The sequence below is a fragment of the Thermocoleostomius sinensis A174 genome, from assembly GCF_026802175.1.
GTDB lineage: Bacteria > Cyanobacteriota > Cyanobacteriia > Elainellales > Elainellaceae > Thermocoleostomius > Thermocoleostomius sinensis.
In genome coordinates this window covers 2,949,329-2,974,839 of sequence record NZ_CP113797.1, presented here as the reverse complement: position 1 = coordinate 2,974,839, position 25,511 = coordinate 2,949,329, and the positions used below count along the sequence as shown (strand labels likewise).

At 49.1% G+C, this 25,511-nt stretch carries 24 protein-coding genes; 14 read left to right on the top strand and 10 right to left on the bottom strand.

The window, feature by feature from the left end:
• Positions 1-2 precede the first annotated feature (2 nt).
• A complete protein-coding gene (locus OXH18_RS12865; protein ID WP_268607484.1) occupies positions 3-971 on the bottom strand; it encodes a 2OG-Fe(II) oxygenase in 969 nt (322 codons plus the stop codon).
• Between the two features lie 22 nt (positions 972-993).
• Positions 994-2,529, bottom strand: a complete 1,536-nt coding sequence (gene purH, locus OXH18_RS12860; protein WP_268607483.1) for a bifunctional phosphoribosylaminoimidazolecarboxamide formyltransferase/IMP cyclohydrolase — start codon at positions 2,527-2,529, stop codon at positions 994-996.
• Positions 2,530-2,676: 147 nt separating this feature from the next.
• Between purH and OXH18_RS12855 the strand changes: the two genes are divergently transcribed.
• From OXH18_RS12855 to coaBC, 3 genes are all read left to right on the top strand, one after another.
• Positions 2,677-3,357 carry an alpha/beta hydrolase gene (locus OXH18_RS12855; RefSeq protein ID WP_268607482.1) on the top strand — a complete coding sequence of 227 codons (681 nt, stop codon included), beginning with the start codon at positions 2,677-2,679 and terminating at the stop codon, positions 3,355-3,357.
• A gap of 107 nt (positions 3,358-3,464) precedes the next feature.
• Complete coding sequence (isiD, locus tag OXH18_RS12850) at positions 3,465-3,677, top strand: protein IsiD (protein ID WP_268607481.1); 213 nt, start codon at positions 3,465-3,467, stop codon at positions 3,675-3,677.
• Between the two features lie 233 nt (positions 3,678-3,910).
• Positions 3,911-5,125: a bifunctional phosphopantothenoylcysteine decarboxylase/phosphopantothenate--cysteine ligase CoaBC gene (coaBC, locus tag OXH18_RS12845; RefSeq protein ID WP_268607480.1), complete on the top strand. Its 1,215-nt coding sequence runs from the start codon at positions 3,911-3,913 to the stop codon at positions 5,123-5,125.
• 174 nt (positions 5,126-5,299) lie between these two features.
• Here the strand turns inward: coaBC and OXH18_RS12840 are convergent, their stop codons facing one another.
• Positions 5,300-5,569: a hypothetical protein gene (locus OXH18_RS12840; protein WP_268607479.1), complete on the bottom strand. Its 270-nt coding sequence runs from the start codon at positions 5,567-5,569 to the stop codon at positions 5,300-5,302.
• Between the two features lie 987 nt (positions 5,570-6,556).
• On the opposite strand from OXH18_RS12840, the gene OXH18_RS12835 reads away from it, so the two are divergent.
• From OXH18_RS12835 to OXH18_RS12810, 6 genes are all read left to right on the top strand, one after another.
• Positions 6,557-6,829, top strand: coding sequence for a helix-turn-helix transcriptional regulator (locus OXH18_RS12835; RefSeq protein WP_268607478.1), 273 nt, complete (start codon positions 6,557-6,559; stop codon positions 6,827-6,829).
• Positions 6,830-7,112: 283 nt separating this feature from the next.
• On the top strand, positions 7,113-7,901 hold the full coding sequence (locus OXH18_RS12830) for an EcsC family protein (protein WP_268607477.1): 789 nt from the start codon (positions 7,113-7,115) through the stop codon (positions 7,899-7,901).
• A gap of 129 nt (positions 7,902-8,030) precedes the next feature.
• Positions 8,031-8,822: an IS5 family transposase gene (locus OXH18_RS12825; protein ID WP_268607476.1), complete on the top strand. Its 792-nt coding sequence runs from the start codon at positions 8,031-8,033 to the stop codon at positions 8,820-8,822.
• 486 nt (positions 8,823-9,308) lie between these two features.
• Positions 9,309-10,118, top strand: coding sequence for an SDR family oxidoreductase (locus OXH18_RS12820; RefSeq protein ID WP_268607475.1), 810 nt, complete (start codon positions 9,309-9,311; stop codon positions 10,116-10,118).
• Between the two features lie 44 nt (positions 10,119-10,162).
• On the top strand, positions 10,163-11,476 hold the full coding sequence (locus OXH18_RS12815) for a phospholipase D-like domain-containing protein (RefSeq protein ID WP_268607474.1): 1,314 nt from the start codon (positions 10,163-10,165) through the stop codon (positions 11,474-11,476).
• A 48-nt stretch (positions 11,477-11,524) separates the two neighbouring features.
• Positions 11,525-12,397, top strand: a complete 873-nt coding sequence (locus OXH18_RS12810; RefSeq protein ID WP_268607473.1) for an SMP-30/gluconolactonase/LRE family protein — start codon at positions 11,525-11,527, stop codon at positions 12,395-12,397.
• Between the two features lie 53 nt (positions 12,398-12,450).
• Here the strand turns inward: OXH18_RS12810 and OXH18_RS12805 are convergent, their stop codons facing one another.
• Complete coding sequence (locus OXH18_RS12805) at positions 12,451-14,163, bottom strand: serine/threonine protein kinase (protein ID WP_268607472.1); 1,713 nt, start codon at positions 14,161-14,163, stop codon at positions 12,451-12,453.
• A gap of 250 nt (positions 14,164-14,413) precedes the next feature.
• Between OXH18_RS12805 and OXH18_RS12800 the strand changes: the two genes are divergently transcribed.
• Both OXH18_RS12800 and OXH18_RS12795 read left to right on the top strand, forming a co-directional pair.
• Positions 14,414-15,931 (top strand): DUF2157 domain-containing protein, encoded by a 1,518-nt coding sequence (locus OXH18_RS12800; RefSeq protein WP_268607471.1) that lies wholly within the window; start codon positions 14,414-14,416, stop codon positions 15,929-15,931.
• 144 nt (positions 15,932-16,075) lie between these two features.
• A complete protein-coding gene (locus tag OXH18_RS12795) occupies positions 16,076-16,726 on the top strand; it encodes a GDYXXLXY domain-containing protein (protein WP_268607470.1) in 651 nt (216 codons plus the stop codon).
• A 203-nt stretch (positions 16,727-16,929) separates the two neighbouring features.
• Here the strand turns inward: OXH18_RS12795 and OXH18_RS12790 are convergent, their stop codons facing one another.
• The 3 genes from OXH18_RS12790 to OXH18_RS25505 form a co-directional block, all read right to left on the bottom strand.
• Complete coding sequence (locus OXH18_RS12790; protein ID WP_268607469.1) at positions 16,930-17,526, bottom strand: DUF3172 domain-containing protein; 597 nt, start codon at positions 17,524-17,526, stop codon at positions 16,930-16,932.
• A 131-nt stretch (positions 17,527-17,657) separates the two neighbouring features.
• Positions 17,658-18,758: a calcium/sodium antiporter gene (locus OXH18_RS12785; protein WP_268607468.1), complete on the bottom strand. Its 1,101-nt coding sequence runs from the start codon at positions 18,756-18,758 to the stop codon at positions 17,658-17,660.
• 308 nt (positions 18,759-19,066) lie between these two features.
• Entirely contained in the window at positions 19,067-19,213 is a 147-nt protein-coding gene (locus OXH18_RS25505; protein ID WP_390904324.1) for a hypothetical protein, read from the bottom strand.
• Positions 19,214-19,400: 187 nt separating this feature from the next.
• Here OXH18_RS25505 and OXH18_RS12775 point away from each other — a divergent pair, with 187 nt between their 5' ends.
• Positions 19,401-21,200 carry a proline--tRNA ligase gene (locus OXH18_RS12775; RefSeq protein WP_268607467.1) on the top strand — a complete coding sequence of 600 codons (1,800 nt, stop codon included), beginning with the start codon at positions 19,401-19,403 and terminating at the stop codon, positions 21,198-21,200.
• A gap of 445 nt (positions 21,201-21,645) precedes the next feature.
• A complete protein-coding gene (locus OXH18_RS12770) occupies positions 21,646-22,359 on the top strand; it encodes an ROK family protein (protein ID WP_268607466.1) in 714 nt (237 codons plus the stop codon).
• 36 nt (positions 22,360-22,395) lie between these two features.
• Here the strand turns inward: OXH18_RS12770 and OXH18_RS12765 are convergent, their stop codons facing one another.
• From OXH18_RS12765 to OXH18_RS12755, 3 genes are all read right to left on the bottom strand, one after another.
• Positions 22,396-22,893, bottom strand: a complete 498-nt coding sequence (locus OXH18_RS12765) for a low molecular weight protein-tyrosine-phosphatase (protein ID WP_268607465.1) — start codon at positions 22,891-22,893, stop codon at positions 22,396-22,398.
• A gap of 56 nt (positions 22,894-22,949) precedes the next feature.
• Complete coding sequence (locus OXH18_RS12760) at positions 22,950-23,849, bottom strand: alpha/beta fold hydrolase (RefSeq protein ID WP_268607464.1); 900 nt, start codon at positions 23,847-23,849, stop codon at positions 22,950-22,952.
• Between the two features lie 119 nt (positions 23,850-23,968).
• Positions 23,969-24,541 (bottom strand): zinc ribbon domain-containing protein, encoded by a 573-nt coding sequence (locus OXH18_RS12755; protein WP_268607463.1) that lies wholly within the window; start codon positions 24,539-24,541, stop codon positions 23,969-23,971.
• A gap of 132 nt (positions 24,542-24,673) precedes the next feature.
• On the opposite strand from OXH18_RS12755, the gene larE reads away from it, so the two are divergent.
• Positions 24,674-25,489 (top strand): ATP-dependent sacrificial sulfur transferase LarE, encoded by an 816-nt coding sequence (gene larE / locus OXH18_RS12750; protein ID WP_268607462.1) that lies wholly within the window; start codon positions 24,674-24,676, stop codon positions 25,487-25,489.
• The last annotated feature ends 22 nt before the right edge of the window (positions 25,490-25,511 follow it).

Genomic DNA, 25,511 nt, shown 5'->3' with positions numbered 1-25,511 from the left:
GCCTAAGAACGACGTATCCAACCGTTGATGGTAAAGCGGCTATCGGCAAACTGCTGAGACGGACAATCCACAGGCAATACTTCATGCAAATAGCGGCTCAAAAAGAAGACAATGCTGTTGTTGAGCGGCTGCACAATTTTGCTGGTATCTGCCCGGACATAGAAATTGTTTTCTACCTTGCTGTCATAAATTACCAGTTCCCCACCAGAGAAAGCTTTCGGTTCCCGATAGAAGTAGTAGACATAGGTTAATTCACGGGTGGCCGTTTCCTGGCTGCCATTGTCGTTGTGAATTTTGTAGAAATTCCCATGATTGTGAGCCGTTAATTGCGCTTCGATTTGACTAATTTGAAAAGGTTTCAACCCAAGCTTGGATACTAGTTCAGGAAAAACTTGCTGAACACGCTGGCTAATCAAATTTGCAAATTCTGGAAATACATACAATACCAGCGATTCTCGATAATTTGCAGCTTTGGTAGATGTTTGGGTCGAAACAAATTCAGCTTTGTGTTGAATGGTGTAGTTCAATAAGCGCTGATGTTCTTCCGGCGTAAGAAAGTTTTCAAATTGAATGTATTGGGAAACTAGTGGATCAGCAGATAACACCCCGATCGGGTTTTTCTGAGCAACGGCGGCTGACTTTGGAGGAGATTGAATCACGATCGGCGGTTCTGTCACGATGCCAACCAGTCGATCGGACGGAAAGGCTAACACGGCTTGCCCTTGCTTAATGGGAATTTGAAACAACCGCTGAGATCGTTGCGGCGTTTCCATCAAGACGGCGAATAGCTGTTGCAATAAGGGATTATGAGGAGCAATCGACAAGGTATAGCTTTGTCCACCCGACAACAGCAACGTTAATTCAACTTCCGTTGGTTCAGCAGGGCGATCGGGTGTTGAGCGATCGGGTTGCATAGTATCCTTGGTTCGTTCGATGACTAGATTTTGCGTCAGCCACTCTTCGTCCTTCATTCTGTCCTACCTCATTCATCCATTAATGTAAAAAATGGCGCATACCTGTAAACATCATCACTAACCCGAGTTCATTCGCTGCCGCGATCGAATCAGCATCACGGACGCTGCCACCGGGTTGCACAATAGCGGCAATGCCTGCGGCAGCGGCGGTACGCACCGAGTCATCAAACGGGAAAAATCCATCACTCGCCAAAACGCCTCCCTGGGCTTTCGCGCCAGCCTGCTCCAGGGCAATTTGCACCGAGCCGACTCGGTTCATTTGACCAGCCCCCACACCCAAGGTCGTGCGATCGGCTGTCACTACAATGGCATTGGACTTGACATGTTTGCACACCTTCCAAGCAAACAGCAGTTCGGCCAGTTGTGCGTCTGTGGGCTGGCGATCGGTGACAACTTGCCACTGGCTCGGATCAACGGACTGATCATCCGCCGCTTGTACCAGAAATCCACCTGCAATCGGTTTCACTAATTGTGTTGGGCCAGTCACTAAGTCTGGCAGCACCAAAACCCGCACCTTCGATTTTGCACGAAGCAGTTGTTGTGCGTCTGGATCACAACCGGGAGCCACCACGCATTCCAAAAACGTCTTGGTTAGTTCGCTGGCCGTATCCGCATCGATCGATTGATTGAACGCCACAATACCGCCAAAGGCCGACACCGAATCGGCAGCAAACGCTTTTTGGTAAGCTTCGGCGATTGTGTTGCCCATCGCCACCCCACACGGATTGTTGTGTTTAATAATTACCGCACTGGGATCGTCACTGGCAAATTCGGCCACAAGGCTGCGAGCCGCCTCCAGATCCACCAAATTGTTATAGCTCAGTTCTTTACCTTGCAGCTTTTCTGCTGCTGTCCAACCAGTGGGTGCAGATCCCGTTTGATACCAAGCTGCTGGTTGATGTGGGTTTTCGCCATAGCGTAGGGGTTGCAGCAGCGTACCGAAAAGCGAGAAGGATGAAGCGGTTGTGGATTTCTGTTGCTCCAGATACTCGCAAATCACCCGATCGTAAGCGGCAGTGTGTTGAAACGCTCGCAGTGCACAAGCTTGACGAAATTCTACTGAGGCATCTCCGTGTTCTTGCAGTTCATCGAGATACTCGCTGTATTGGCTGGGATCGCACAACACTGTGAGATGGGCAAAGTTTTTGGCAGCGGCTCGCAGCATGGCCGGGCCGCCAATGTCAATTTGCTCGATTGCCTCGGTTAGGGTGACATCTGGCTTAGCGACGGTTTGCTCAAATGGGTATAGGTTCACCACCACTAAGGCGATCGGTCGAATGTGGTTAGCCTCCAAATCAGCCAGGTCTTCGGGCAGAGTTTGCCGTGCCAAAATGCCACCATGAATGCGGGGGTGCAGCGTTTTGACTCGTCCTCCCAAAATTTCTGGTGATTCTGTATAGTCAGAAACTTTCATCACGGGAATTCCGACGGATTGCAAGGTTTTGGCCGTTCCGCCACTGCTCAGTAGCTCAAACTCGAACTCCTCAACCAGACGACGTGCCAATTCTACAATCCCTGTTTTATCTGACGTACTCAGCAGTGCCAACCGTGCCATAGTCTTAAAATCCGTTGCATGTCTTCCTCAGAATAGTCGAATTGCGACCCGAGCAAAATTCTGAGTCAAGAATTCTAGGTTTAGAATGAAACGAAATAGATTCTATTGCTCACAATTTTCTACCCATCTCTACCTATAAAACAGACTGTGTCTCTGCAAACGATCGCGATTCCTCCCCAACGGGGACAAGCCCAAGGGTTACTGGTGATGCTGCATGGCTGGGGCGCCAATGCCCAGGATGTATCCGCTCTGGCGTCTTTTTTGAACTTACCCAATTACCAGTTTGTGTTTCCAGATGCGCCGTTCCCCTACTTGTATTCCCCGATCGGTCGAGTTTGGTACAACTTTCCGGAAAACTACACATTTCTCAGCAATCCTGAGTTTTACGATCAACCCGAGTTGACCCAAAGCCGTCAACAGCTAATTGAATGGTTGCGATCGCTAGAATCCACAACCGGAATTCCCCTATCCCGCACCGTGTTGGCAGGGTTTTCTCAGGGTGGGGCCATGACTCTGGATGTCGGACTCAAGTTACCGCTGGCGGCATTGATGGTGCTGAGTGGCTATATTCATGCACCAGCACGGTTAGCAATTGGCGAAGGTTCTGCCTCTGTACCTCCGGTGTTGATGGTACATGGGCGGCAGGATCAGGTTGTGCCTTTAGCGGCGGCTCATCAAGCTCGCGATCAGTTACTCGCCTTGGGTGTAGCTGTGCAGTACCGGGAACTTGACATGGGACATGAAATTCAGCCACATGTTTTGAGATTGATGCAAAGTTTTATAGAAGAAACGGTGATTTCTCCCGATTCCCCCTCAAAACCGCTATAGGATAGGGAAAGAGGCGGCATCTGTAGCATTGCGGAAATTTTGAACGGGTTCAATCAAGGTTCGATCAATTTCGATCAAGGCAAGATGCGCAAACAGGAGGGGCGGAGATGAAAACGTTGCACTTTTCTGGGCAAGACGTTGCCAAGGTTACTGAAGCAGAGATTGCTGACTTGGCTAAGCGGTTGGAACAAGACGAATACACCAATCCTTTTGAAGGCTTGGAAGACTGGCACTTTCTGCGGGCGATCGCGTTCCAACGACCTGAATTAGTTGAACCCTATCTCTATTTGCTGGATCTGGAAGCCTATGATGAGGCTTAGCCGAGTTTGACGATCTGTTTTGAGCTTGCGCAGTTTACAGTTCAGTCAGCTTATCGTTCGACTTCACTGTAATTAACTCCTAATCACCCATCTCAATTACCCATCTCAAATTATCTCAAACGCCCATAGATTCGTTTTTGATGCTTGGGTGAATGGGGGCATATGATACTACCTGAAAGACTGAGAGACGTTGCCGACTAAGACACTCCAAACGATCGTCAAGCTATTAACTCATGGTGCTAGGAAAACGCATTCTGATTGGGGTGGGCGGGGGGATTGCCGCTTACAAAGTTTGTGAGGTGGTTTCAACCCTGGCTAAAGCAGGGGCCGAGGTGCGGGTGATGCTCACCGATCGATCGCAGCAGTTTGTCACTCCCCTCACCTTTGCGAGTTTGTCTCGCCATCCGGCTTATACAGATCAAGAATTTTGGCAACCCACTTACTCTCGTCCGCTGCACATTGAGTTGGGAGAATGGGCTGAGGTATTGCTCATTGCTCCCCTGACAGCCAATACCCTGGCCAAACTAGCGCACGGATTGGCAGATAACTTGCTGACCAACACGGTTCTGGCTTCCACCTGCCCTGTGTTGCTGGCTCCTGCTATGAATACCGACATGTGGCAGCAAGCAGCGGTGCAACGCAACTGGCAGCAACTTTGTTCAGACGATCGCGTTCACACGGTTGGACCCGGAGCCGGAATTTTGGCGTGCGATCGAGTTGGGGCTGGACGCATGGCCGAACCGACTGAGATAGTGGCGCAGCTTCGATCGCTGTTGTACACCCAAGGACGGCGAGATCTTGCTGGTAAGCATATTTTGATTAGTGCAGGTGGCACACGCGAGCATTTTGATCCGGTACGGTTTATTGGCAACCCATCGAGTGGAAAAATGGGTATTGCCTTAGCGCAAGCAGCGCAACATCGGGGGGCAACGGTAACACTGGTTCATGCTCCAATAGACAGTCAATTGCTGTCGATGATTCCGCAGGTGCAACAGGTGGCAGTGATTAGTGCGGCTGAAATGCATCAGGCTATGTTGACGCATGTTTCCCAAGCCGACTGGATCATCATGGCAGCGGCCGTAGCGGATGTGCGTCCGGCTCATATCAGTTCAGAAAAGCTACCGAAGCGATCGTTACCCCAGTCTTTGCCCCTAGAGTTTGCTCCGGACATTGCTGCTGCCTTAAGTCAGATAAAACAACCTCACCAGCGTTTGATTGGGTTTGCGGCCCAAACCGGGGAGATTGTCCCCCCAGCCCTAGAAAAACTACAGCGAAAACATCTCGATGCGATTGTGGCGAATCCAATTGATCAGCCAAACAGCGGGTTTGGTAGCGAGCAAAATCAAGCTATTCTTCTCGATCGCCATGGGCAGCAAACAATTGTGCCACCGTGCTGCAAGTTAGAACTTGCCCATTGCATTTATGACTTCATTAATGCCCTTGGTTAGGCAAATTTGTAGCAGCTATCGATCGAAACCTCAATGAACAGGGATTGAATGGATTTCCCGCATCTGCCAGCCAACAATATGCGGCCAAAGCAAATGCGGGAATGAGTGTTCATAACAACAATTGTCACAGCATGGACTAACACTCTACATCACCGGCATGGATGGTTTTGCAACCTACCAGCAGGGATTGTAGTAGTGATAGCGAACCGGACGGTAGTAGTGATAGGAGTAGTAACGAGGCCGATAGCTACGATAGCAGTGACGACCACAGCCATAGTAGCCATAGGCAGAGGCAGAATCCGCCGTGCCAACGACACCACCCACCACCGCAGCGGCACCTACCAAGCCTACGATCGTGGCTTTCTTTAGTCCTTGCAGGTTAACGGCTTTGTCATCAGAAGCTTCGTAATCTTCAACCAAGTGCAGATAAGCGAGAGTCTCCATAGAGCTTTTTCCTCATAATTTAAGTATCGTGAGTAGCCATGCTAGCGACACCTTCAACCTGAAGCGTCCAGCCAAAGTTCCATACCCATCTAACAAAAACAAACTTGCTAATTGTATAAAGCAAGCGGATTAAGAAGAGTGGATATATAGTTTAAGAAACCTTGGTTAACATGGTTTAAAGAAATCTCAAAAAGAGAATTTCTTTACTATTAGAAGTTAGCACAATTCCCGAAACAAGTGAATAGTTCGATCTGGTTTATTTAGCTTTTAAATGTTTTTTGAACGGTTAATTTATCGCTAGTAAGCCGCATATATAGAGTTAATAGTTTATTTTATTTGGAATAAACTCTATATGTAGAGCCTCGGTGCTGAAAGTCTAATTCTTTTTAAATTAATAAAATTTTCCTATTTATTTATTATTTATATTCTGAGTTTTTGCATACGAAAAGACGATCGAATTTGATCAAATTCGATCGAAAAAATAAACAGTAGTGTTTATTAAGAAAACACCAAATCGAAACGTTCAAGAAACGCCTTTGATGTATTGCAAAATACTATGTAAATTACGCCATTCTCTTAGGGGATATAAGCAGGAGTTGTTTTAGGAAATTACTGATGTACCCAACAGTTTTTTGGTGATGTCTCCCACTTTTCTCAACTCATCGATGCGTTGTTCGCAAAAATGGGATATCTGTTGATCAGTTCTTTAACTGGTACACAGGTACAAGAAGCCCCAATCAGAATAAACTTTCAAGAAATTAAATTTCCTTTGTAAATGCCCCCAATTTTTGACCCCAATCTGATCTCAGTGGGTAACGTGATTCGGCAAAAAACCAGCAAATTTGCCGACACTCATTGCTTAATAGGAAGCCTACTTCTCAAAGTTCATCCTGTCAAGTTGCCTGAATTGAATCTTGTCGTCCCAGACAAGTTCGGTCTAGGCACAAGGCCCTCAAATCTAATATCGTGTTTTCTGGTCGCGCTCCTATGCTAACGGACAGAAACCAACCCAGTCGAGAGCAATGGATTTCGCCTCTCAAACAATTGCGCTTGCAAGTGGGGTTAACCCAAGCGGAACTCGCTAAACAAATTCCAGACAAAACCGGATCTGGAACGGTTTCACGGCGTGCAATCAGTGCGTGGGAACGCGGCGAATATCAACCAGAATTAACCATTCCACAGGTAAAAGCGTTATGTCGTGCTCTGAAGGTTACCCTTGAGGAATTGCCGGACGACTGTAGCCCACAAAAGGTAAAGTAATATCTACGAACACGCCAAGCAACAGGCTCTTACTCGATCTATTTACAAGCAACAGGCTCTTACTCGATCTATTTATCTGACTCAATCTATTTATTTGAATATCCATACAAAATGCGACAAGGCAATCGCAACGATTCATAGCCGCTAGGCAACGATCGGCGTTCACCAAAAGGTAGAGGATGCTGGAGACATTCTTTTCTAAAGTGGAACATATAGGAAAAAGTCGCTCCTCATCCAAGGAGCGTTCCTATTTAAGGTTGTAAGGTTAAGGTTCACTAACATCATGACCGTCCAAGATCCATCCTCTCAAGATCAATCGTCCCAGTCTCAATCTAATCAACAAAATATGGATGCAATGAACGAGGCTATTGCCAATGCCGTCAAGCTGACCTCTGAAGCCGGAGAAGCGATCGGCAATGTCCTGCATGACCTGGTAGAACGGAGTACCGAAACCGTAGGGCAAATTGTTACACCCATTGCTGAGAACTCCTTTGTGCAATATGCAACCCGTGTACCAGGTCTTCGCTGGCTGATGGCAGCCATTGGTCAAGTAGATGTCGCAAAAGTTGAACGCGAGGTTGCCGATTTAAAACAAAAGTATCCGCTGGAAACGCCGGAAGAACTGGCCAATCGCGTGATCAACGACATCACCTTAAAGGCGGCTGGTATTGGGTTCTTGACGAATGCGGCCCCACCGCTGGCTCTATCTTTGTTTGCGGTTGATCTCACAGCGATCGCTGCTCTACAAGCTGAACTGACTTACCACATTGCCGCCATCTATGGGTTCTCTTTAAATGATCCCACGCGACGAGGTGAATTACTAGCCGTCTGGGGACTATCAACCAGTGGAGCAGGCGTGTTAAAAACCGGGCTGAATTTTATCGAAGTTCTGCCAGTTGTAGGCACGGTGGTTGGGCCAACGAGTAATGCAGCATTGATGTTTTCACTGGGACATATTGCCCGTTTGTTCTACGACACCAAGGTGAGAAACATGGCGAAAGAACAAGCCACCCAACGCGCTGAGGAATTTTCGATCGATTCAACCAGCACTGACTCAAACTCATTGAACTAACTAGAAATTCATAAACCATTCAGAGTTTGTTTACCCTTTAGAGGGTGTTTGAGAAGCCAGGAAGGTCGTAAAAAAGCTCACTCAGTGTAGGCTGCGAATAGCAAATATCTACAGCCCTGAGTGAGTCAGATGAGTAAAGCATATCCCAGTAACCTAACCCGCGCCCAATATGAGGTTTTGAGTGAATTAATTCCAGCAGCAAAGCCAGGTGGTCGTCCTCGCAGCGTTGACCTGTGGGAGGTGCTCAATGCCATGCTCTATGTTCTGGTTGAAGGCTGTCGTTGGCGTTCTTTACCTGGTGATTTCCCAGCCTGGCAGACGGTGTACACGTACTTCCGCAACTGGCGATTGGACGGCACCTGGATTTCCATTCATGACCAGTTGCACCAGTGGGTTCGCATCGATGCGCAACGCTATCCTAGTCCATCAGAAGCGATCATCGATAGCCAAAGCATCAAGAGTGCAGCAGGAGTTCATCAACAAGTTGGCTTTGATGGAGGCAAGCTGATTACAGGACGCAAACGATTTTTAACGGTGGATACGTTAGGACTGGTTTTGCGGGTGTTTGTGAGTGCGGCAAACCTGGGGGAACGCGAAGGGGGCAAACGTGTCCTCAAACGAGTCAAACGGATGAAGAAAAAGGTTTCACGCTTAATCACCATTTGGGTAGACGGCGGGTTCGATGGCGCACCTTTTCTGATGTGGGTGATGGATGTTTGTCGTTGGATTGTGCAAGTTGTACTGCGACCTGAGCAAACCAAAGGCTTTAGCTTGCTCAAAAAGAGGTGGGTGGTAGAACGAACTTTTGGTTGGCTAATGGGATGCAGACGGTTGGTCAGAGACTATGAATTATTACCAGAGACATCAGAAACCTTGATCTACCTTGCCATGATTCGGATTATGGTGAGGCGGTTGGCATAAATTTGACACCTCAAATCTTTTCAAACACCCTCTTAGAGCCGACTGAGCCGAAGGAGTTTGAGGTACCAATCTAGCGAGCCAATGTTGAGTGCTCTGGTATACATTCTAAAGACCTCAATTTAACCTTAGAATCTCTTAATGGGATTCCTCCAGTGTAGGTTTTAAAAGGCGGCTCTATATCCTCTGATGGATGTGAGTTCACTGAAAACGGCTCATAGTGAAGGCAGATCAAACGAGGGAGGCTTCCTCTAGCGTTGGTTGAAGCGGTTGGTGCAGTTAGAGGAGCGAGTGTAGGCTAATGGCAAACGCCTGATTATTCATTTTGAGTCGTCAGGGGATGGTACCTTTTTGATTTTTGTCTAGAGCAGAGCCATTGCGCAACAGTATTGCGCGAGAGTTACTGGTATGGAGCCGATATTAAGTAGGCTGCTGGATTCGAGGCTGTCCAATCACTAGCAAATCTGGAATACATCTAAAGAATTACTTATGAAAGGACTTAAAGGAAAAACAGCTCTCATTACAGGAGCAAGCTCTGGCATTGGTCAGTCTATTGCGGTTCGGTTGGCTCAAGAGGGGTGTAATGTTGTCATTAATTACCGGAGTGATCCCAAAGGGGCACAAACAACGGAAGAAGTGGCGATGCAGCAAGCCTGCGGTCAGGTTGAAGATTGTGGAGTACAGTCTTTACTTGTGCAGGGTGATGTCTCTAAGGAAGAAGATATCGTGCGCATGGTCAATGCCACGATCGAGAAATTTGGCAGTTTAGATATCCTCATCAATAATGCGGGAATCCAAACCGAGAAGCCGTCGCACGAGGTAACAGCGGATGAATTCGATCGTGTCATCAATGTGAACCTGCGCGGAGCCTACCTGTGTGCCCGGGAAGCCATCAAGCACTTCTTGTCACAAAATCGCCCCGGCACTATCATCAATATCTCTAGCGTTCACGAAATTATTCCCCGTCCTATGTATGTGAGCTATTCCATTAGCAAGGGGGGAATGGAGAACATGACTAAAACATTGGCGTTGGAATATGCCGATCGCCACATCCGAGTGAATGCGATCGCACCGGGGGCCACAGTTACGCCGATTAACAATGAATGGACGGATGATCCCGAAAAGCGAGCCGTTGTCGAAAGTCATATTCCTATGGGCCGGGCTGGTACTTCCGAAGAAATGGCGGCGGCGGTAGCGTTTTTGGCCTCAGATGAAGCCGCATATATTACCGGTCAAACTCTGTTTATCGATGGCGGACTGACGCTGTATGCCGATTTTCGGGAAGCCTGGTCTGCGTAGAAAACCCAACCGAGGCTTTTTAGGTAGTCTAGGTGATGGAATACATGTCGAAGCGAGGACGCGGTTCAAAGCAGCAACCCCGAACCCCGTGGCTAAAGTGGCTGGGGGCGGGTTTAATTATGCTGCTGCTGGTTCCGTTGGGGCTACTGTACCTACGAGGTGCTTTTCGGCAGTCCGTTACCTATTCGCTCGCCAATGTACCGAGCCTTGAGGACGATCGCTTTGTGCGCATGGTCATGGGATTATCTAGCAGTTTGCCAACCAACGGTGAACTGATTGGCTTTTGGATAGGCGCCGATGCCATTTATGCCGCTCGTTTGGAGGCGATTCGTCAAGCCCAACGATCGATTCAATTTGAGACCTACTACATGACCCCTGGTCAACGGGCTGATGAATTTGCGGCTGCTTTAATTGAGCAAGCAACCAACGGTGTGACGGTGCAACTATTGGTAGACAATCATGGAACTGGCTCCATTCCCGATGATTATTGGCAACGATTGACTAATGCAGGCGCAGAGGTACGATTTTTCCGTGAGTTTGACTGGCGAGCACCGCTAGACTACAACTCTCGAACACACCGCAAACTGTTGGTGATTGATGGTCAACAAGTGCTAATTGGCGGGGCAGGAGTTTCGGACGATTGGGATGGCGATCCAGATATTGGCGATGTTGCTCCTTGGTTAGAGTTTGAAGTGGGCTATACCGGCCCAATTGCTAGCCTAATGGAGGGATTCTTCCTGCAAAATTGGGCTTACGATGGCGGTCGTGTGGATCTAGCCCAGGCCATGCCCATCCAATCTGATGCCGATGTGCCCCTGTATATCACCTACAATGCGGCTAGCTTGGACGAGTCTGCAATTCGGATGCTGTTTCAGCTTAGTTTTATGGCTGCTGCCGATCGCATCTGGATTGGTAGCCCCTATTTCGTTCCTGATACGCCCACTCGTGACACTCTCATTGATGCGAAAGAGCGCGGGGTGGATGTGCGAGTGCTAACTATGGGCGAAAGCAACGATAAGCCAATCGTTCGGTTTGCCTCGCGGGAATTGTATGGGCCACTGCTAGCAGCGGGAGTGGAAATCTGCGAGTATCAACCAAGTATGATGCATGCCAAATTAGCCCTCATCGATAGCGGTTGGGCCAGCACAGGCAGCGCCAACTTTGATCCGCGCAGCTATTTTCACAATGACGAGTTGAATGTGTCCACTACCTACCCTCCGCTGATTCAACATCTCGATCGTTTTTTTGTATCTGCCTTAGAAGACAGCCATTGTTTAACTTATTCTGAATGGCAATCGCGTTCCTGGACTGAAATCGTGCAAGGACGATTCGGACTCTTGTTCAAAGATTTACTTTAACGAATCTATCTTCGGTTTTCTCATCAGTTGTTTACTATCACTATCACTATGACAAGCACTGCCATCAAAAACGTGTTAAATTCCCGCGCTCGTCTAGGAGAATGTCCACTCTGGGATGCCGATCGGCAGTTGTTGTATTGGGTTGATATTCTCAATCATCGGGTTCATGAATTTAATCCATCGACCGGCAACGATCGCTTCTTTGAGGTAGGGGATGTAGTAGGTCCAATCGCGCTAGCAGGCGAGCATCGCTTAATTATGGCCCAACGCGATCACATTGCCTTTTTGGATACACAATCGGGGCAGGTCCTTCCCATTCTGGTTGTAGAGGCTGACAAACCTAACAATCGCTTCAATGATGGCAAGTGCGATCGGCAAGGACGCTTCTGGTTTAATTCGATGAGCGAAGATGAAGAACAGGCGGCTTTGTATCGGTATGATCCCGATGGTTCGCTGCACCTGATGGAAACAGGTTTGACGATCGGCAACGGCTTGGATTGGAGCCTTGATAATACCACCTTTTATCACACCGACTCTAAACCGCATTTGATCTATGCCTATGACTTTGACGCCAACTCTGGTTCCATTGACAATCGCCGAGTATTGATAGACCTTAGCCACGAAACGTTTGAACCGGATGGCTTGGTGGTAGATAGCGAGGGCTGTATTTGGTCAGCCATGTGGAATGGCTGGTGTGTCATTCGGTTCGATCCCGATGGTAACGAGATGATGCGCGTAGACGTTCCAGTTCAACGGCCCACCTGCTGCACCTTTGGTGGAGAAGAGTTGACGAATCTTTATGTCACTACTGCGTCTGTCGGACTGAGCCAACAAGACATCCAAAAGAGCGTCGAGGCTGGTGATTTATTCTGTCTAAAAACTGATGTATCAGGGAGACCCGCCCCTGCTTTCGCTGGATAAATTTGATAAATTTAATGTCCTCTTAATGTTTCCACCTGCTCTTGTTCCTGCCCTTACTCATGCAAGTCTGCTTCCCAAATCCCGATATAGATGCGATCGCGATTGTTTCGTTCAATCACCCCGCTTAAATCTCCCACGGTAAACGAATAGCGATTCGTCTGTCGTGACCAAACTTGATCCAGCCCTTGCTCTACATCGGCGGGAAGCGCGCTGTTGAGCATTCCACTAGCAGTTTCCCGAATGGTTGCGGGATCAACCGATTGGGCAAAAGCCGCTTCGGTTTGCCGCACTCGATCGCTGTCTTTGTCATAGATAAATCCCAGCGTCACTTGCTCTGGTACGACTTCATAAAGTGCTGTGTGGGTGTTGGGCCAATAGCCGTTGGCATTGGTTTGTGAAGGAGCGCCTAATAGAGCCACTACTTGTTGTTCAGATGTTCCAGTAGGCAGCCCGACGATCGGTCGATTGTTTAATAATGGCGTTGGCAATTCAGGCGTAGGCTCTGGTTGTGGGCTTTCTGTTTCCGTACGAGGGGTTTCTTCGGGAAAAGTAGGCGTGGCAAAACTTTCAGGTGAGGATAATTCAGACTCGCCGTCAATCGGGGCGATCGGCAGGTTGGAAGTAGGGGCTGTGTCTTGCTCCAGAACCGGGGTTGTGGCGATAGACGGTGCAGTATTTGAATTCGCATCTACCTGCCGTGAGTGAAACCAAAACGCTCCGCCTGCTCCGGCCAGCACTCCAGCGACTGCCATTGCCGCTAACACACGCCCGGTGACTTTGCCCGATCGAGCAGAATGGTTAGACGGTGCGGTTGCCGTTGGGGGGATTGCAGCTGTTACCTGAGTGGCATCGGGCAGAAAGCTTGTGTGGGAGATTGCTTGAGTCGCAACCGTCGGTGTCATTATCTCAGGAGCGATCGATGAATTGATGCCCGGTTCCACAGGCGATGCCTCCTCCGACGACGGCAACCAAGTCAGCCATTCCGCCACCGTTTGGGGGCGCTCCCACGCTTCCACAGCCAAACCTCGCATCACCGCATGGTTGACAGCCTGACTTACAGTAGGATTGAGATCACGGGGTTCGGGGAGCGGCTGATGGTGACGGATTGGTGCTGCCACCGGAACTTCCGCCGTCAACAGGGAGTAGAGAGTGGCTGCCAGTCCATACACATCCGTCGCGGGAGTGCGTTTAGCTTCAGCAATGTACTGTTCGATCGGGGCATATCCTTCAGACGCCAGCCCTGTATGGGTTTGAACCAACCCAGGGGTAAATTCACGGGCTGTGCCAAAATCAATCAATACTACCTTGTGAGTGCCTTCACACCGAAGAATATTCTGCGGTTTAATATCTCGATGCAATAACCCACTTTGATGCACTGCCTGCAATGCTGATCCAATTTGGCGAATGTAGTGAATTGCGATCGGTTCTGGCAGTGGGTTATGGGGAAACACAACCTGTCTCAGCGTCGGTCCCGGCACATAATCCATCACCAGATACGGTCTCTCATCTTCAATAAAAAAATCATTGACGCGCACAATATTGGGATGAACGCATAAAGCCAAGCGGCGACCTTCATGCTGAAACTGTTGCCTAATCTTATCAAACTGAGGATGCCGTTGAATCGCCGGATTCAAGGTTTTGATTACCACAGGTTGCCCAAGAAAATGGTGGATTGCCTTGAAGGTGATGCCAAAACCGCCTTCTCCTAACTGTTGCTCCAAGGTATATTTGCCGCCTTGCAACGTCTTACCCACAAGTGTGTCCATGGCTTTCATTTCAACTCAATAATCTGTTCAGTCACAGTGGGATGGTGAAAACCCGCAAGAACAGAAGCGTTGCCCGTTATATCAAGAATGCGCTGATCAGTGAGGAGTTTTTGAGCACCGATCGCAAACCTCCAAATTTTGCAGCTTGTGCATCTAAAGTGTATCAATTCTCAATTCGACAAACCCGGTAGACAAATCCGAATTAGCCAGATCTGAGAGTGTCCTTAAAACCGCGTGGCAGGAAAACAGAGTGGCTATCTTGAACATATCCATTCGTCGTTTCACACACATGGTCACTGAAACCTTTCGCCGTCAGTTGCGCCAAGAGTCTGAAAAGTGGTGGACTGAAGGACTAATCAATGCTGAATTATACGAAAAGCTAGCCGATCGCTATCAGTTCACGGCGCTTGAACAGGATGCCAGCCATCGCTTCGTCGCCATCCTAATTGGGTTAGGAGCCGTTCTGCTGGGCTTAGGAGGCATTACCTTTGTTGCTGCCAACTGGCAAGATTGGCCACGGTCGTTCAAAATCTTTTTGCTACTAACATTATTTATCAGCGTTAATGCTAGCGGATTTTATCTGTGGCGACGCCCAACGAATCGGCGGTTTCAAAAACTGGGGCATGGTTTGCTGCTGCTAGGCGCATTGCTCCTCGGCGCAAACCTGTCACTGATGTCGCAAATGTTTCACCAAAGCGGCAATTTTTATCCGTTGCTTTGGGTATGGGGGCTAGGGGTCGTGGCGATGGCCTACAGCTTACGCCTCACCTCTTTAGGTGTATTTGCTGCAATTTTGATTGGTTGGGGCTATGGCTTGGGTTGGCTAGATTGGTCGATCGGGCGAGAAGGCTTCGGGTGGCAATTCTTCGTGCAGCACATGCCTCTTCTTGCTAGTGTGTTATTCATCCCCTTAGCAGATTGCTGTCAATCGCGAGTCATCTTTGCTCTGGGAGCGAGTTTGGTTACTGGCTCACTCGTCTTCAACCTCAGACCCCTTGCGGGTTGGGGCTATGGTCAACTCGTGTCTCCTGGCTGGCTCGTTGCCATTGCCTTTGTGCTGCCTCCAGCCCTACTATGGGTTTACAGTCGCCGCCTATGGCAAGTTCGCACACACCCGATCGATCGGCTTCCTCTTCATCCCGCATCTCACATCTCACATTCCTCTTTTGCCTTGCAACCGATTGCCCGCCGCTTAGCCATTTGGTTTCTCAGCATTGTGTTTTATGTGTTTGCCTTTCATTGGTTGTGGGCTATTTCTCCAGCCATCGGGTCTTCTACCGCTGAATTCGCCTATGTGCGGAATTGGCAATCATTGGTTGATGTCACGATTCTTGGTCTTATCACAATCAGAGGTTGGTGGCAACTCCTGACCCAACAGCGATTCACTCAGCCAGGCAGCCAGCTTGCTAACACCGAACTCATCGTCAGTATGCTGATGCTCATGGCTGGTACCTTCATCTGGCATACAGAAGTCGCTGCGATTCCTGAAATTGCCACCTTTGTCTTCAACAGCCTACTGTTTGGGCTAGCGATCGTCCTTATCCGTGATGGGTTAGCCCTTGGCACTCGTTCTACCTTTTGGAGCGGCATGATGCTACTGGTCTTAAGCATCATCACCCGCATGTTGGAATACAACACCGGACTGTTGCTGAAATCGATCGTTTTTGCCCTATGTGGATTTGGCGTGATTGTTGCCGGGCTGTGGTTTGAACGCAACTTGGCAACAGCTGGCAACAGAAAACCGGGTCAAAGTCGCCCAACTCGATAGCAAATCGGCTGCCATACAAAGGACGCTCCTGATTGTTTTGTCTATGGACATATCAAAGCACTATCGGAAATGCCAATGAGTGAAGAGTGAACGCACTAGCCCCACTCCCACCGTCTAACCCCTAATTCCCCACGCTCAACCCCTATGAACCAACAACCGATCGAACCCCTCCAACCCGACCTGCAACTCCTGCCCGAAACAGAAGCACTGCCGAAGCAAACCAAACGCTTACCTGGATGGCGATTGTGGGTTCCGCTGCTATTTCAAGCCATGTTGATTGTGGCTGTGCCAGCCCGTGATGCCTACACCTATATTGCCGGCACACCTGTAACACTGCAAACCGCTCCAGTTGATCCCTACGATCTCCTGCGCGGTTATTATCAAACCCTAAGCTACGATATTTCCAATCCAGACCTGCTGCGATCGTTACCCGGTGGGGACTATCTCACCCAAGCATCCGGACAATACACCAAATTCTATGTGGTATTAGAAGCTCCAACCCCAGAGATAACTACACCGCCTACACCTTGGAAACCTGTGCGCGTCAGTGCCGATCGCCCCACCGATTTAGCCGATCATCAAGTGGCATTACAGGGACACTTCAATGGCTGGCAAGTATTGTACGGGCTGGAAACCTACTACATGCCCGAAGATCGGCGGGAGCAAATCAACACCGATATTAGCCAAGTACAAGGACAAGCTCAACGAGCGTTTGTTGTGGATATCAAAGTCGATGCTAGCGGTAACGCTGTTCCAATTAGTCTCTGGGTACGCGATCGCAACTACCGCTTTTAATCCCAATTTAAATTGGGAACTGCAACGGACGAGACCCCTCCCAACCTCCTCTTACTAAGGAGCGGTACCGCAGGCGGTGGGTGAGGATCTGGTGTGAATGCTATTTAAGTCAGTAAAACTCAGTGAAGGTAAGGCGTTAAGTATAAACAAAATTAGGGCCGATTGGAACCGGCCCTTACAAACGTGATCTGGAGATTGCGAGATTAGAACCGTTGAGCTTCCGGTGGTGCACCACCCACACCAGGCTGTCTTAAGAAGAGATTACCTGCTGCATCATTCTGATAGACGCAATCAATTCGAGGTTCGCTTGCTTGATTTTCAATGCTGCCTGTATAAGCAAACGTATTCATGCGGTCGCGGCACTGATTGGCCTCTTGAGAATTGACCAAGTTGCGGCTTTGTAGAATTGACCAGTTACTGCTACGAATTACACAACCTGGCTGCATTCTGGGCTGGGAGACATAAACATTAAAGGGGTTCAGCGTTAGAAACGCTCGCAAATCAACCGCCATCGCGCTGGCTCCGTACTGTACACACAGTTCAGGGTCAGGGGCACTGCGATCGATATCATAGCGAGTGGCCACGCTGCCTAAATCAGACGACGTGGTGGTTGAGCCAAAAAACATACCCAGCCCGATCCCGACCACTAAAGCAGCCACAAGTACTGCCATCGTCGCGGTGTTGAACACCGAAGCAAGTCCGCCCGATCGGTCAGGGCGTTCAGAGCGTTCAGAAAAGCTGGAGTAATCGTCTGATGGACGGGATTGAGGTCTAGGTGGTGCTTTTGGTCTGCGTCTCATGGACATCTACACCTTGCAATACTACGAAATAGGTTAACTGACTGCCCCGATCCTAGCGAATCGGACTATCTCTAGTGTAGGCGATGGCTTGAAAAAACGGTGGAACTAGATGAGGGACTAAAACTCACTTCTCAAAGCTGCTTTTGCTTACTGGGTTTGGTAATCGATCGCCACAAAACAGTCGCCAAGGTAATCACCGTCAGCGGAATCACAAAAAACAGCATTACATTGCTGAACATGGGCAAAAGGTCATGATCCATCGCATTTAGAATCAGGTAAATGGTGTAGGCAATGTAGTATCCGACAAATAAAATGCCTTCTGCGCGGTTGATCAAATTGCCAGTGACAAAGATAGGAACACAGGCAAATGCCACTGCAATCATGACTGGGATATCAAAGTGCAAGGCGGCACTAGAAACAGTAACCCCTGTAGGAGAAACGGCTGCTGATAATCCCAAGACCGATAAAATATTGAAAATATTGCTGCCTACCACATTTCCCACTGCAATATCTCGCTCACCCTTGATGCTAGCAACAACCGAAGTAGCAAGCTCTGGCAGTGACGTTCCTGCTGCTACGATCGTTAACCCAATAATCAACTGGCTTACCCCGATCGCTTGTGCAATGGCGATTGAACTTTGCACTAGCCAGCGCGAACCTAGAACTAGCAGAAATAGCCCACCCACAATCAATCCTAAATAGATAATCCATTGTTGTAGACTGCCGGACCCGCGATTGCCATACTCGCGGTTGTACTCATCTTGCACTTCGCGATTATTTTCCTTACGGCTTTGGTAAATCAGAAAAGCGGTATAAACCAGAACGCCTATAAACAAAACGATGCCGTCCGATCGGTTGATGCGACCATCGAGTCCAAACAACAATGTTAGGACAGATACCCCAATCATGATCGGCACATCGAGACGGATCAGTTGTTGAGCCACCACCAATGGAGCCACCAGCGCCGACAGTCCTAAAATTAACAGCACATTGAAAATATTGCTACCGACCACGTTTCCTAGCGCAATATCTGCCTGTCCTGTTAGGCTCGATTGAATACTGACTGCCATTTCTGGCGAACTTGTCCCGAATGCTACGATCGTCAGCCCAATCACTAATGGCGAAATTCCCACCATCGCGGCCAGCTTGGATGAACCTCGGACTAGCGCCTCTGCGCCAATAACCAATAGCACTAATCCAGCAAGCAATAAACCAAGCACTGCGATGCTCATAGCCGTTCAACGTCTCCGCTCACAATCAATTTATTAGGATCAATTTGTCGCAATCAATACAGTCTAACGCTTTGTAAAACGCTGCTGGAATAGAGTCTAATGTTCATCATCGCGCTTGGGATCGCTTCAAGTCAAAGAATTTGTTCTGAAGATCCCCGATTCACGGCTGGTTCCCTACTCTGCTCGATCGCCTAGATCCCCAAATCGATTGCAATATTGCTGTAACAGTGCCTGAACTCTTCCACCCGTTAGCGTTCTTGTTCTAGCTGTTGCTGAATCGCTGCAAAGGAGACAATATAGTTGCCCATCTAGTTGCCCATCAAGGCGATAAATTTGCAGTTCTTCTCCGGAACAATCAACGTGTTGCGTCCTTCCACCAAATACCACAGCAAATCGCCCGCTACAAAAACATTCTGGTCATCGGCAAAGAGCCAATCCAGGTTTTGCTGAATCACCACAATCTAGCGAAACTGCTGGTCTTATCTGCCATTGGCCTGCCGTTGCTTTTGGGATAGACACCCGCATCGATTGAAGCAAGTTGAGAGACCATGACTCAGGAATACGCAACTCGATGTAATCACCCTGGCACAATGCTTTAGACTGATATAGCAAACCTCCAGACTAGATAAAGGGAACGGAATCATGCGCCTGTCTCAAATGCTGTTTGCCACCTTACGGGAAGATCCGGCAGAGGCAGAAATTCCTAGCCATAAACTCTTGGTAAGGGCTGGTTATATTCGACGCATCGGTAGCGGTATCTATGCCTATTTGCCGTTGATGTGGCGGGTGTTGCAAAAAGTTTCTCGGATTGTGCGCGAAGAAATGAACGCAACTGGCGCAGAGGAGTGTTTGTTGACACAGTTGCAACCCTCAGAGTTGTGGAAAGAATCGGGACGCTGGGACACTTATACCCAAGCTGAGGGCATTATGTTTGCGTTGCAAGATCGGCAAGGGCGCGAATTGGGATTAGGCCCAACCCACGAAGAGGTGATTACTTTAATTGCTCGCGATATGATTCGTTCCTATCGTCAGTTGCCGCTGAACCTATACCAAATTCAAACGAAGTTTCGCGATGAAATTCGTCCTCGGTTTGGCTTAATGCGAGGACGAGAGTTCATCATGAAAGATGCCTATTCTTTTGATGCCGACGAAGCCGGAATGAAGGTGTCTTATCAGAAAATGCACGATGCCTACCACCGGATTATGCAGCGCACAGGGTTAGCGTTTCGTGCCGTAGATGCCGATTCTGGAGCGATCGGTGGTTCTGGTTCTCAGGAATTTATGGTGCTCGCAGAGGCAGGCGAAGATGAGGTGCTGTATACCGATGATGGTAAGTACGCCGCCAATGTAGAAAAAGCAATTTCATTACCAGCCGATGCCGAACCATCGCCGTTCAAGCGGTATGAAAAGTTGGATACGCCTAATACACCGACGATCGAAACGTTAGCTGCTTTTCTCAAATGTTCGCCGACGCAAATTCTTAAAAATGTGCTGTATCAAGTCACCTATGACAACGGTATGAACGTGTTGGTGATTGTCAGCATTCGAGGTGATCAAGAAGTAAACGAAGTCAAATTACAAAATGAGTTAGTCAAGTTGGGCAGCCAATACGGTGGCAAAGCAGTCATTGGGTTGACCGTCCCCGATGAAGTGGCACAAAAGGAGTGGGCAGCAAAACCATTGCCCTTGGGCTATATTGCTCCTGATCTCAGCGATGACTATATTAAATCGACGAAAAATTTGGCGGCAAAATTTCTCCGCTTGGTGGATAAAACAGCGATCGACCTGAAACATTTTGTCACAGGCTCCAACGAATCGGGCTACCACGTGGTAGGAGCCAACTGGGGTAAGCAATTTGAATTACCTAAAGTCGTGTTGGATGTGCGCAAAGCTAGGCCGGGCGATCGGGCGGTTCACGACTCCAATCAAATTCTGCAAAGTGCCAGGGGGATTGAAATCGGGCACATTTTTCAACTAGGCACGAAATACTCTACGGCAATGGGAGCCACCTACACCACCGAGCAAGGAGAAGAAGCCCCGTTGGTGATGGGCTGTTATGGCATTGGTGTATCGCGCTTAGCGCAAGCCGCAGTCGAGCAATCCTACGACAAAGACGGCATCATCTGGCCCGTCGCCATTGCTCCGTTTCACGCCATCGTCGTCATTCCCAACGTCACCGACACTGAACAAGTGCAGGTCGCAGAACAGCTTTACACCGACCTGAATGCCGCCGGAGTTGAAACCCTGCTAGACGATCGCGATGAACGAGCCGGAGTCAAATTCAAAGATGCTGATTTGATTGGCATTCCCTACCGCATTGTTACCGGACGATCGCTGAAGCAGGGCAAAGTGGAAGTTGTCACCCGTCGTGATCATGCCTCACAAGAAATGGCGATCGACGAGGTCGTCTCTACTCTGAGACGGTGGGTAGGTAATCCTTAACAATCCTTCGGTTAACAATCCTTCGGACAGTTTTCGTCAACACTGCCCCCCATTCCCACTTTCTGCTTACCTCCGACCGATCGACATATCGTTTTCCTCATTCTGAAAGCTTCTCATTCCTAAAGTATCGATCGCGTTCATTTGAAACGAGAGCGTTGCTGAACGCCGATACGAATTGTCCGCATCCCCAACCCTGCTCCCTAGGGAGCAGGGAGCCAGACTTGTGTTCCCTCTCCCAGAGGAGAGAGCTAGGGTGAGGGCTGCAAGAAGCTTCAGCACGAGAATCATACTTCTGTTCACGCAACGCCAAACGAGGTGTCTTGATACTGTCCTCTTGATACTGCCCTCATTGATGTCCTCGTCTGGGATGATCTATACTAAATCCTCCAAGCGCGCGCAATCACGCGCAAGAAATAGGTTGTTTCTATGGAGGGTGTGTGATCGAATGATGGCGGCAGAAACTCAGGTCAATCAACTGCAAACGCTGGCGGTAGACATTGGCGGTAGCGGGGTCAAGGTCATGGTGTTAGATCAACAGGGCAATCCCCTCTCTGAGCGCGATCGGCTCGATACCCCAACGCCTGCAACGCCGGAAGCCATTCTGTTGACGCTGGATCAGTTGATTGCTGATAAAACGTTCGATCGCATATCTGTTGGGTTTCCAGGAGTGGTGCGGTTTGGAGTGGTTGAAACGGCGGCCAATTTAGACCCCAGCTGGATTGGCTTTAACTTAGCAGCAGCATTGGCGGAGCGATTTGGTAAGCCCGTCCGAGCGGCTAATGATGCGGATATTCAAGGATTGGGCGTCGTCAACGGACACGGTGTTGAACTGGTGGTGACGTTAGGTACAGGCTTCGGTTCAGCCCTGTTTGTCAACGGCCGACTGGTTCCTAATTTGGAATTGGCCCACCATGCGTTCCGCAAGAATGAAACCTATGAACAACAGTTGGGTCGGGCCACACTCGATCGCATTGGTAAAAAGCGCTGGAGTCGCCGTCTGTTGAAAGCAATCGATTCGCTGTCGCAGTTGTTCAACTACGATCGTCTGTATTTGGGCGGCGGCAACGCCAAAAAGTTAGAGGTGGAATTGCCGTCCAATGTGCAAATTGTGCCGAATGTAGCAGGGCTTTTGGGTGGAATTTCACTGTGGCGAGATTAAACTCGAATGTAGCATTGAAGCGTATCGTCCTACACTTCAGCGGTTCTCAATTGATTGAGCCGCCACAATGTAATCTAGTAAGCCTTCGCAGGCATCTAGCAACAAATCAATTACATAATTGAACCCATCTGCCCCGCCATAGTAGGGATCAGGCACTTCTCGATCGCGATGCTGACGGCAAAAGTCGCACATCAGCCGCACTTTATCACCATAACGTCCGCTGCGATCAAGAGCTAGAATATCGCGATAGTTTTCTTTGTCCATAGCTAGAATCAAATCGAACTGTTCAAAGTCCGATTGCTCAATCTGCCGGGCCCAACCCACCAAAGCAATGCCCCGCCGTGCTGCCGCTGTTGTCATTCGTCGATCGGGTGGGCTACCAAGGTGATAGCTAGAGGTTCCGGCAGAATCGCAGACAATCTCCGCTTGCAGCCCCCGCTGTTGAATCAGGTGATTCATGATGTTTTCAGCCGAAGGCGATCGGCAAATATTGCCTAGACAAACAAACAGCAGCTTGTAAGGATTGGATGACATAGACTTGAATGATAGAAACCTGATAAACCTGTGCGAATCGATCGAATAGTGAGCAATCACCTAGCGTTGAGATCAGTCAGCCAGTTGAGAATTTCGGCGTTGACAATTTCTGGGCGCTCATCATGGGGACAATGACCTGTATTGGGAATAGAGACAAACTTAGCCCGATCGGGCGCTTCTGTTGCCAACGCTTGATAGAGTCTAGAGCCGCTGATCGGAGTCCAGGGATCGGCTTCACCCCAAAGCACCAGCAGCGGTTGCGATACATTGGGCAACAGATCTTCTGGCTTGGGTCCAGGCGGTGCGGTCAAAATAGAGGCAAATACTTGCTGTGCCCCTACATCGCACGACGGCTCATAGATCAGATCAATCAACTCATCCGTCACAGCAGTGTGATCGTGATAGACCTGCTGAAGGGTGCGGCGCAATCTCGGTTTCTGGCGAATTAAGTTAAACAAAACTGGCCCAATCAGCGGTGAACTCACTAGTTTAGTGAAGCCACCCATCACTAGCCGCAGCGGTAGGTTTAGTTCTTCAGGGCGATGGTTTAACCCACCTGCTGCATTTAATAGCACCCCACCTGCGCTCATGGTTGGATGATGAGCCAGCATCATTAAGCTAAGCAACGCGCCGATCGAATTGCCGATAAAAATCGCGGGCTGTTGAATCTGATTTGTCCAAAAGTCTTGCAGTAGGTCTTCCCACAACTCTAGCGAATAGGACAGGACAGGCTTATCGGACTTGCCGAACCCCAGCAAATCGATCGCAAACACCCGATGTCCGGCCTCGGCTAGAACGGGAATGTTGCGCCGCCAGTGGCGAATGGACGCCCCAAAGCCATGAATCAACACAAGGGGCTGCCCTGTGCCAATAGCGGTATAACAAATGTTATGCCCGTGCCAATTCCAAGTATGAAATTCTAAGGGGGAAGATAATTGAGGAAGCTGAGTCGTCACGATTCGATGGTGCGGTTTCTCTAAATGTAAACTAAATGTAAAGTTAACAGATCTTAACTCTCTTCCATCTTAAAGGAATCGATCGGCTTTCTAGTGTTTCAGTGACTTCATCCTTGACTTCATCCTTGTTGTGCATGACCACAATGGGCACAAAACTTATCGGTGAGTGCAACCGCATGACCGCACTGGGTACAAAACTGTTTAGTTGAAGTGTGAGTTGAAGCGGCGGTGTTTGATACTGACGATGGTTCTCCCATGCGCATTTCCATGTTGCCCATCCGCATCTGCATCGGATTCATTTGCATTTCCATATCTCCCATTTTCATTGGTTGCATTGGTTGCATTGGCTGCATTGGCTGCATTGGCTGCATCTCTGGAGCAACGGGTGATGTGTCTTGCTGTTGCATGGGAATAACTTCAGCCGTTTCTAGAGTGGGGGGGGATGTTAAGTGCTGAATTCCGTTTGCTTGAAGCTGAATGAACCACTGCCCTTGGCTCGACTGAATCTGAAGAATTGCTCCTCCGGTTGCCGATCGAACCAGCGTTGGAGTAGCCGTCCACTCGCCCGTTGTGAAGCTATTTGACTGAGATTGCTGCTGCCCCGGAGACTGATTGCTGAAGGTAATGAAGGTTTGCGTGCCACGATTTTCTACATAAACCGTTTGTGTTCCAACCCTAGCGCTATAGATCATGATTTGATTCCTCGCTTGCAGGAGTTACCAGGCTTCGATTCCTTAAACTCCGGCTTAAAATTGCTAGTCTAGAGGAACTTGAAGCAATGCTGCAAGCTGTTTTTATCTTGGTATGGGTCGTGTTACTCAACAATGTTGATAGAAAAACTTGAAAAATTAAAAGCCCTATTGGCCGAAGCTGACAGAGCACTGGTGGCGTACTCTGGTGGTGTTGATAGTGCGCTGGTTGCGAAGGTTGCTTATGATGTGTTGGGCGATCGAGCCTTGGCCGTCACCGCAGAGTCTCCATCGCTGCTTCCCGAAGATTTGGAAGAAGCCCGGATGCAGGCAGCGTTTATCGGCATTGCCCACGAAGTGGTGCAAACGCATGAGATTGAAAACCCCAACTATGCAGCGAATCCGGTCAACCGTTGCTATTTCTGCAAAAGCGAACTCCACGATACCTTGAAACCCCTTGCTATAGAACGCGGCTATCCCTATGTAGTTGATGGCGTCAATGCTGACGATTTGCGTGACTATCGCCCCGGCATTCAAGCTGCCAAAGAACGCGGGGCCCGATCGCCCCTGGCCGAAATTGGTATCACCAAAGCCGAGGTGCGAGAATTGTCAAAATGGCTTGAGTTGCCGTGGTGGAACAAGCCTGCACAGCCCTGCCTCAGTTCGCGGTTTCCCTATGGCGAAGCAATCACGATTGCCAAGTTGCAGCGAGTTGGACGCGCCGAACGCTATTTGCGGCAGTTGGGGCTTACAACTCTGCGTGTTCGATCGGCTGGCGATGTTGCGCGAATTGAATTACCACCAGAACAAATCCAGGAATTTGTGCAAACCACAGATTTGCCTGCGTTAGTCGCGGCGTTTCAGTCCTATGGGTTTGTTTATGTAACGCTAGATTTAGAAGGATTCCGCAGCGGCAAATTAAATCAAGTCTTGCACTTGGTTGAATCTTGATCGGTCTCATGCCAGTTCATCT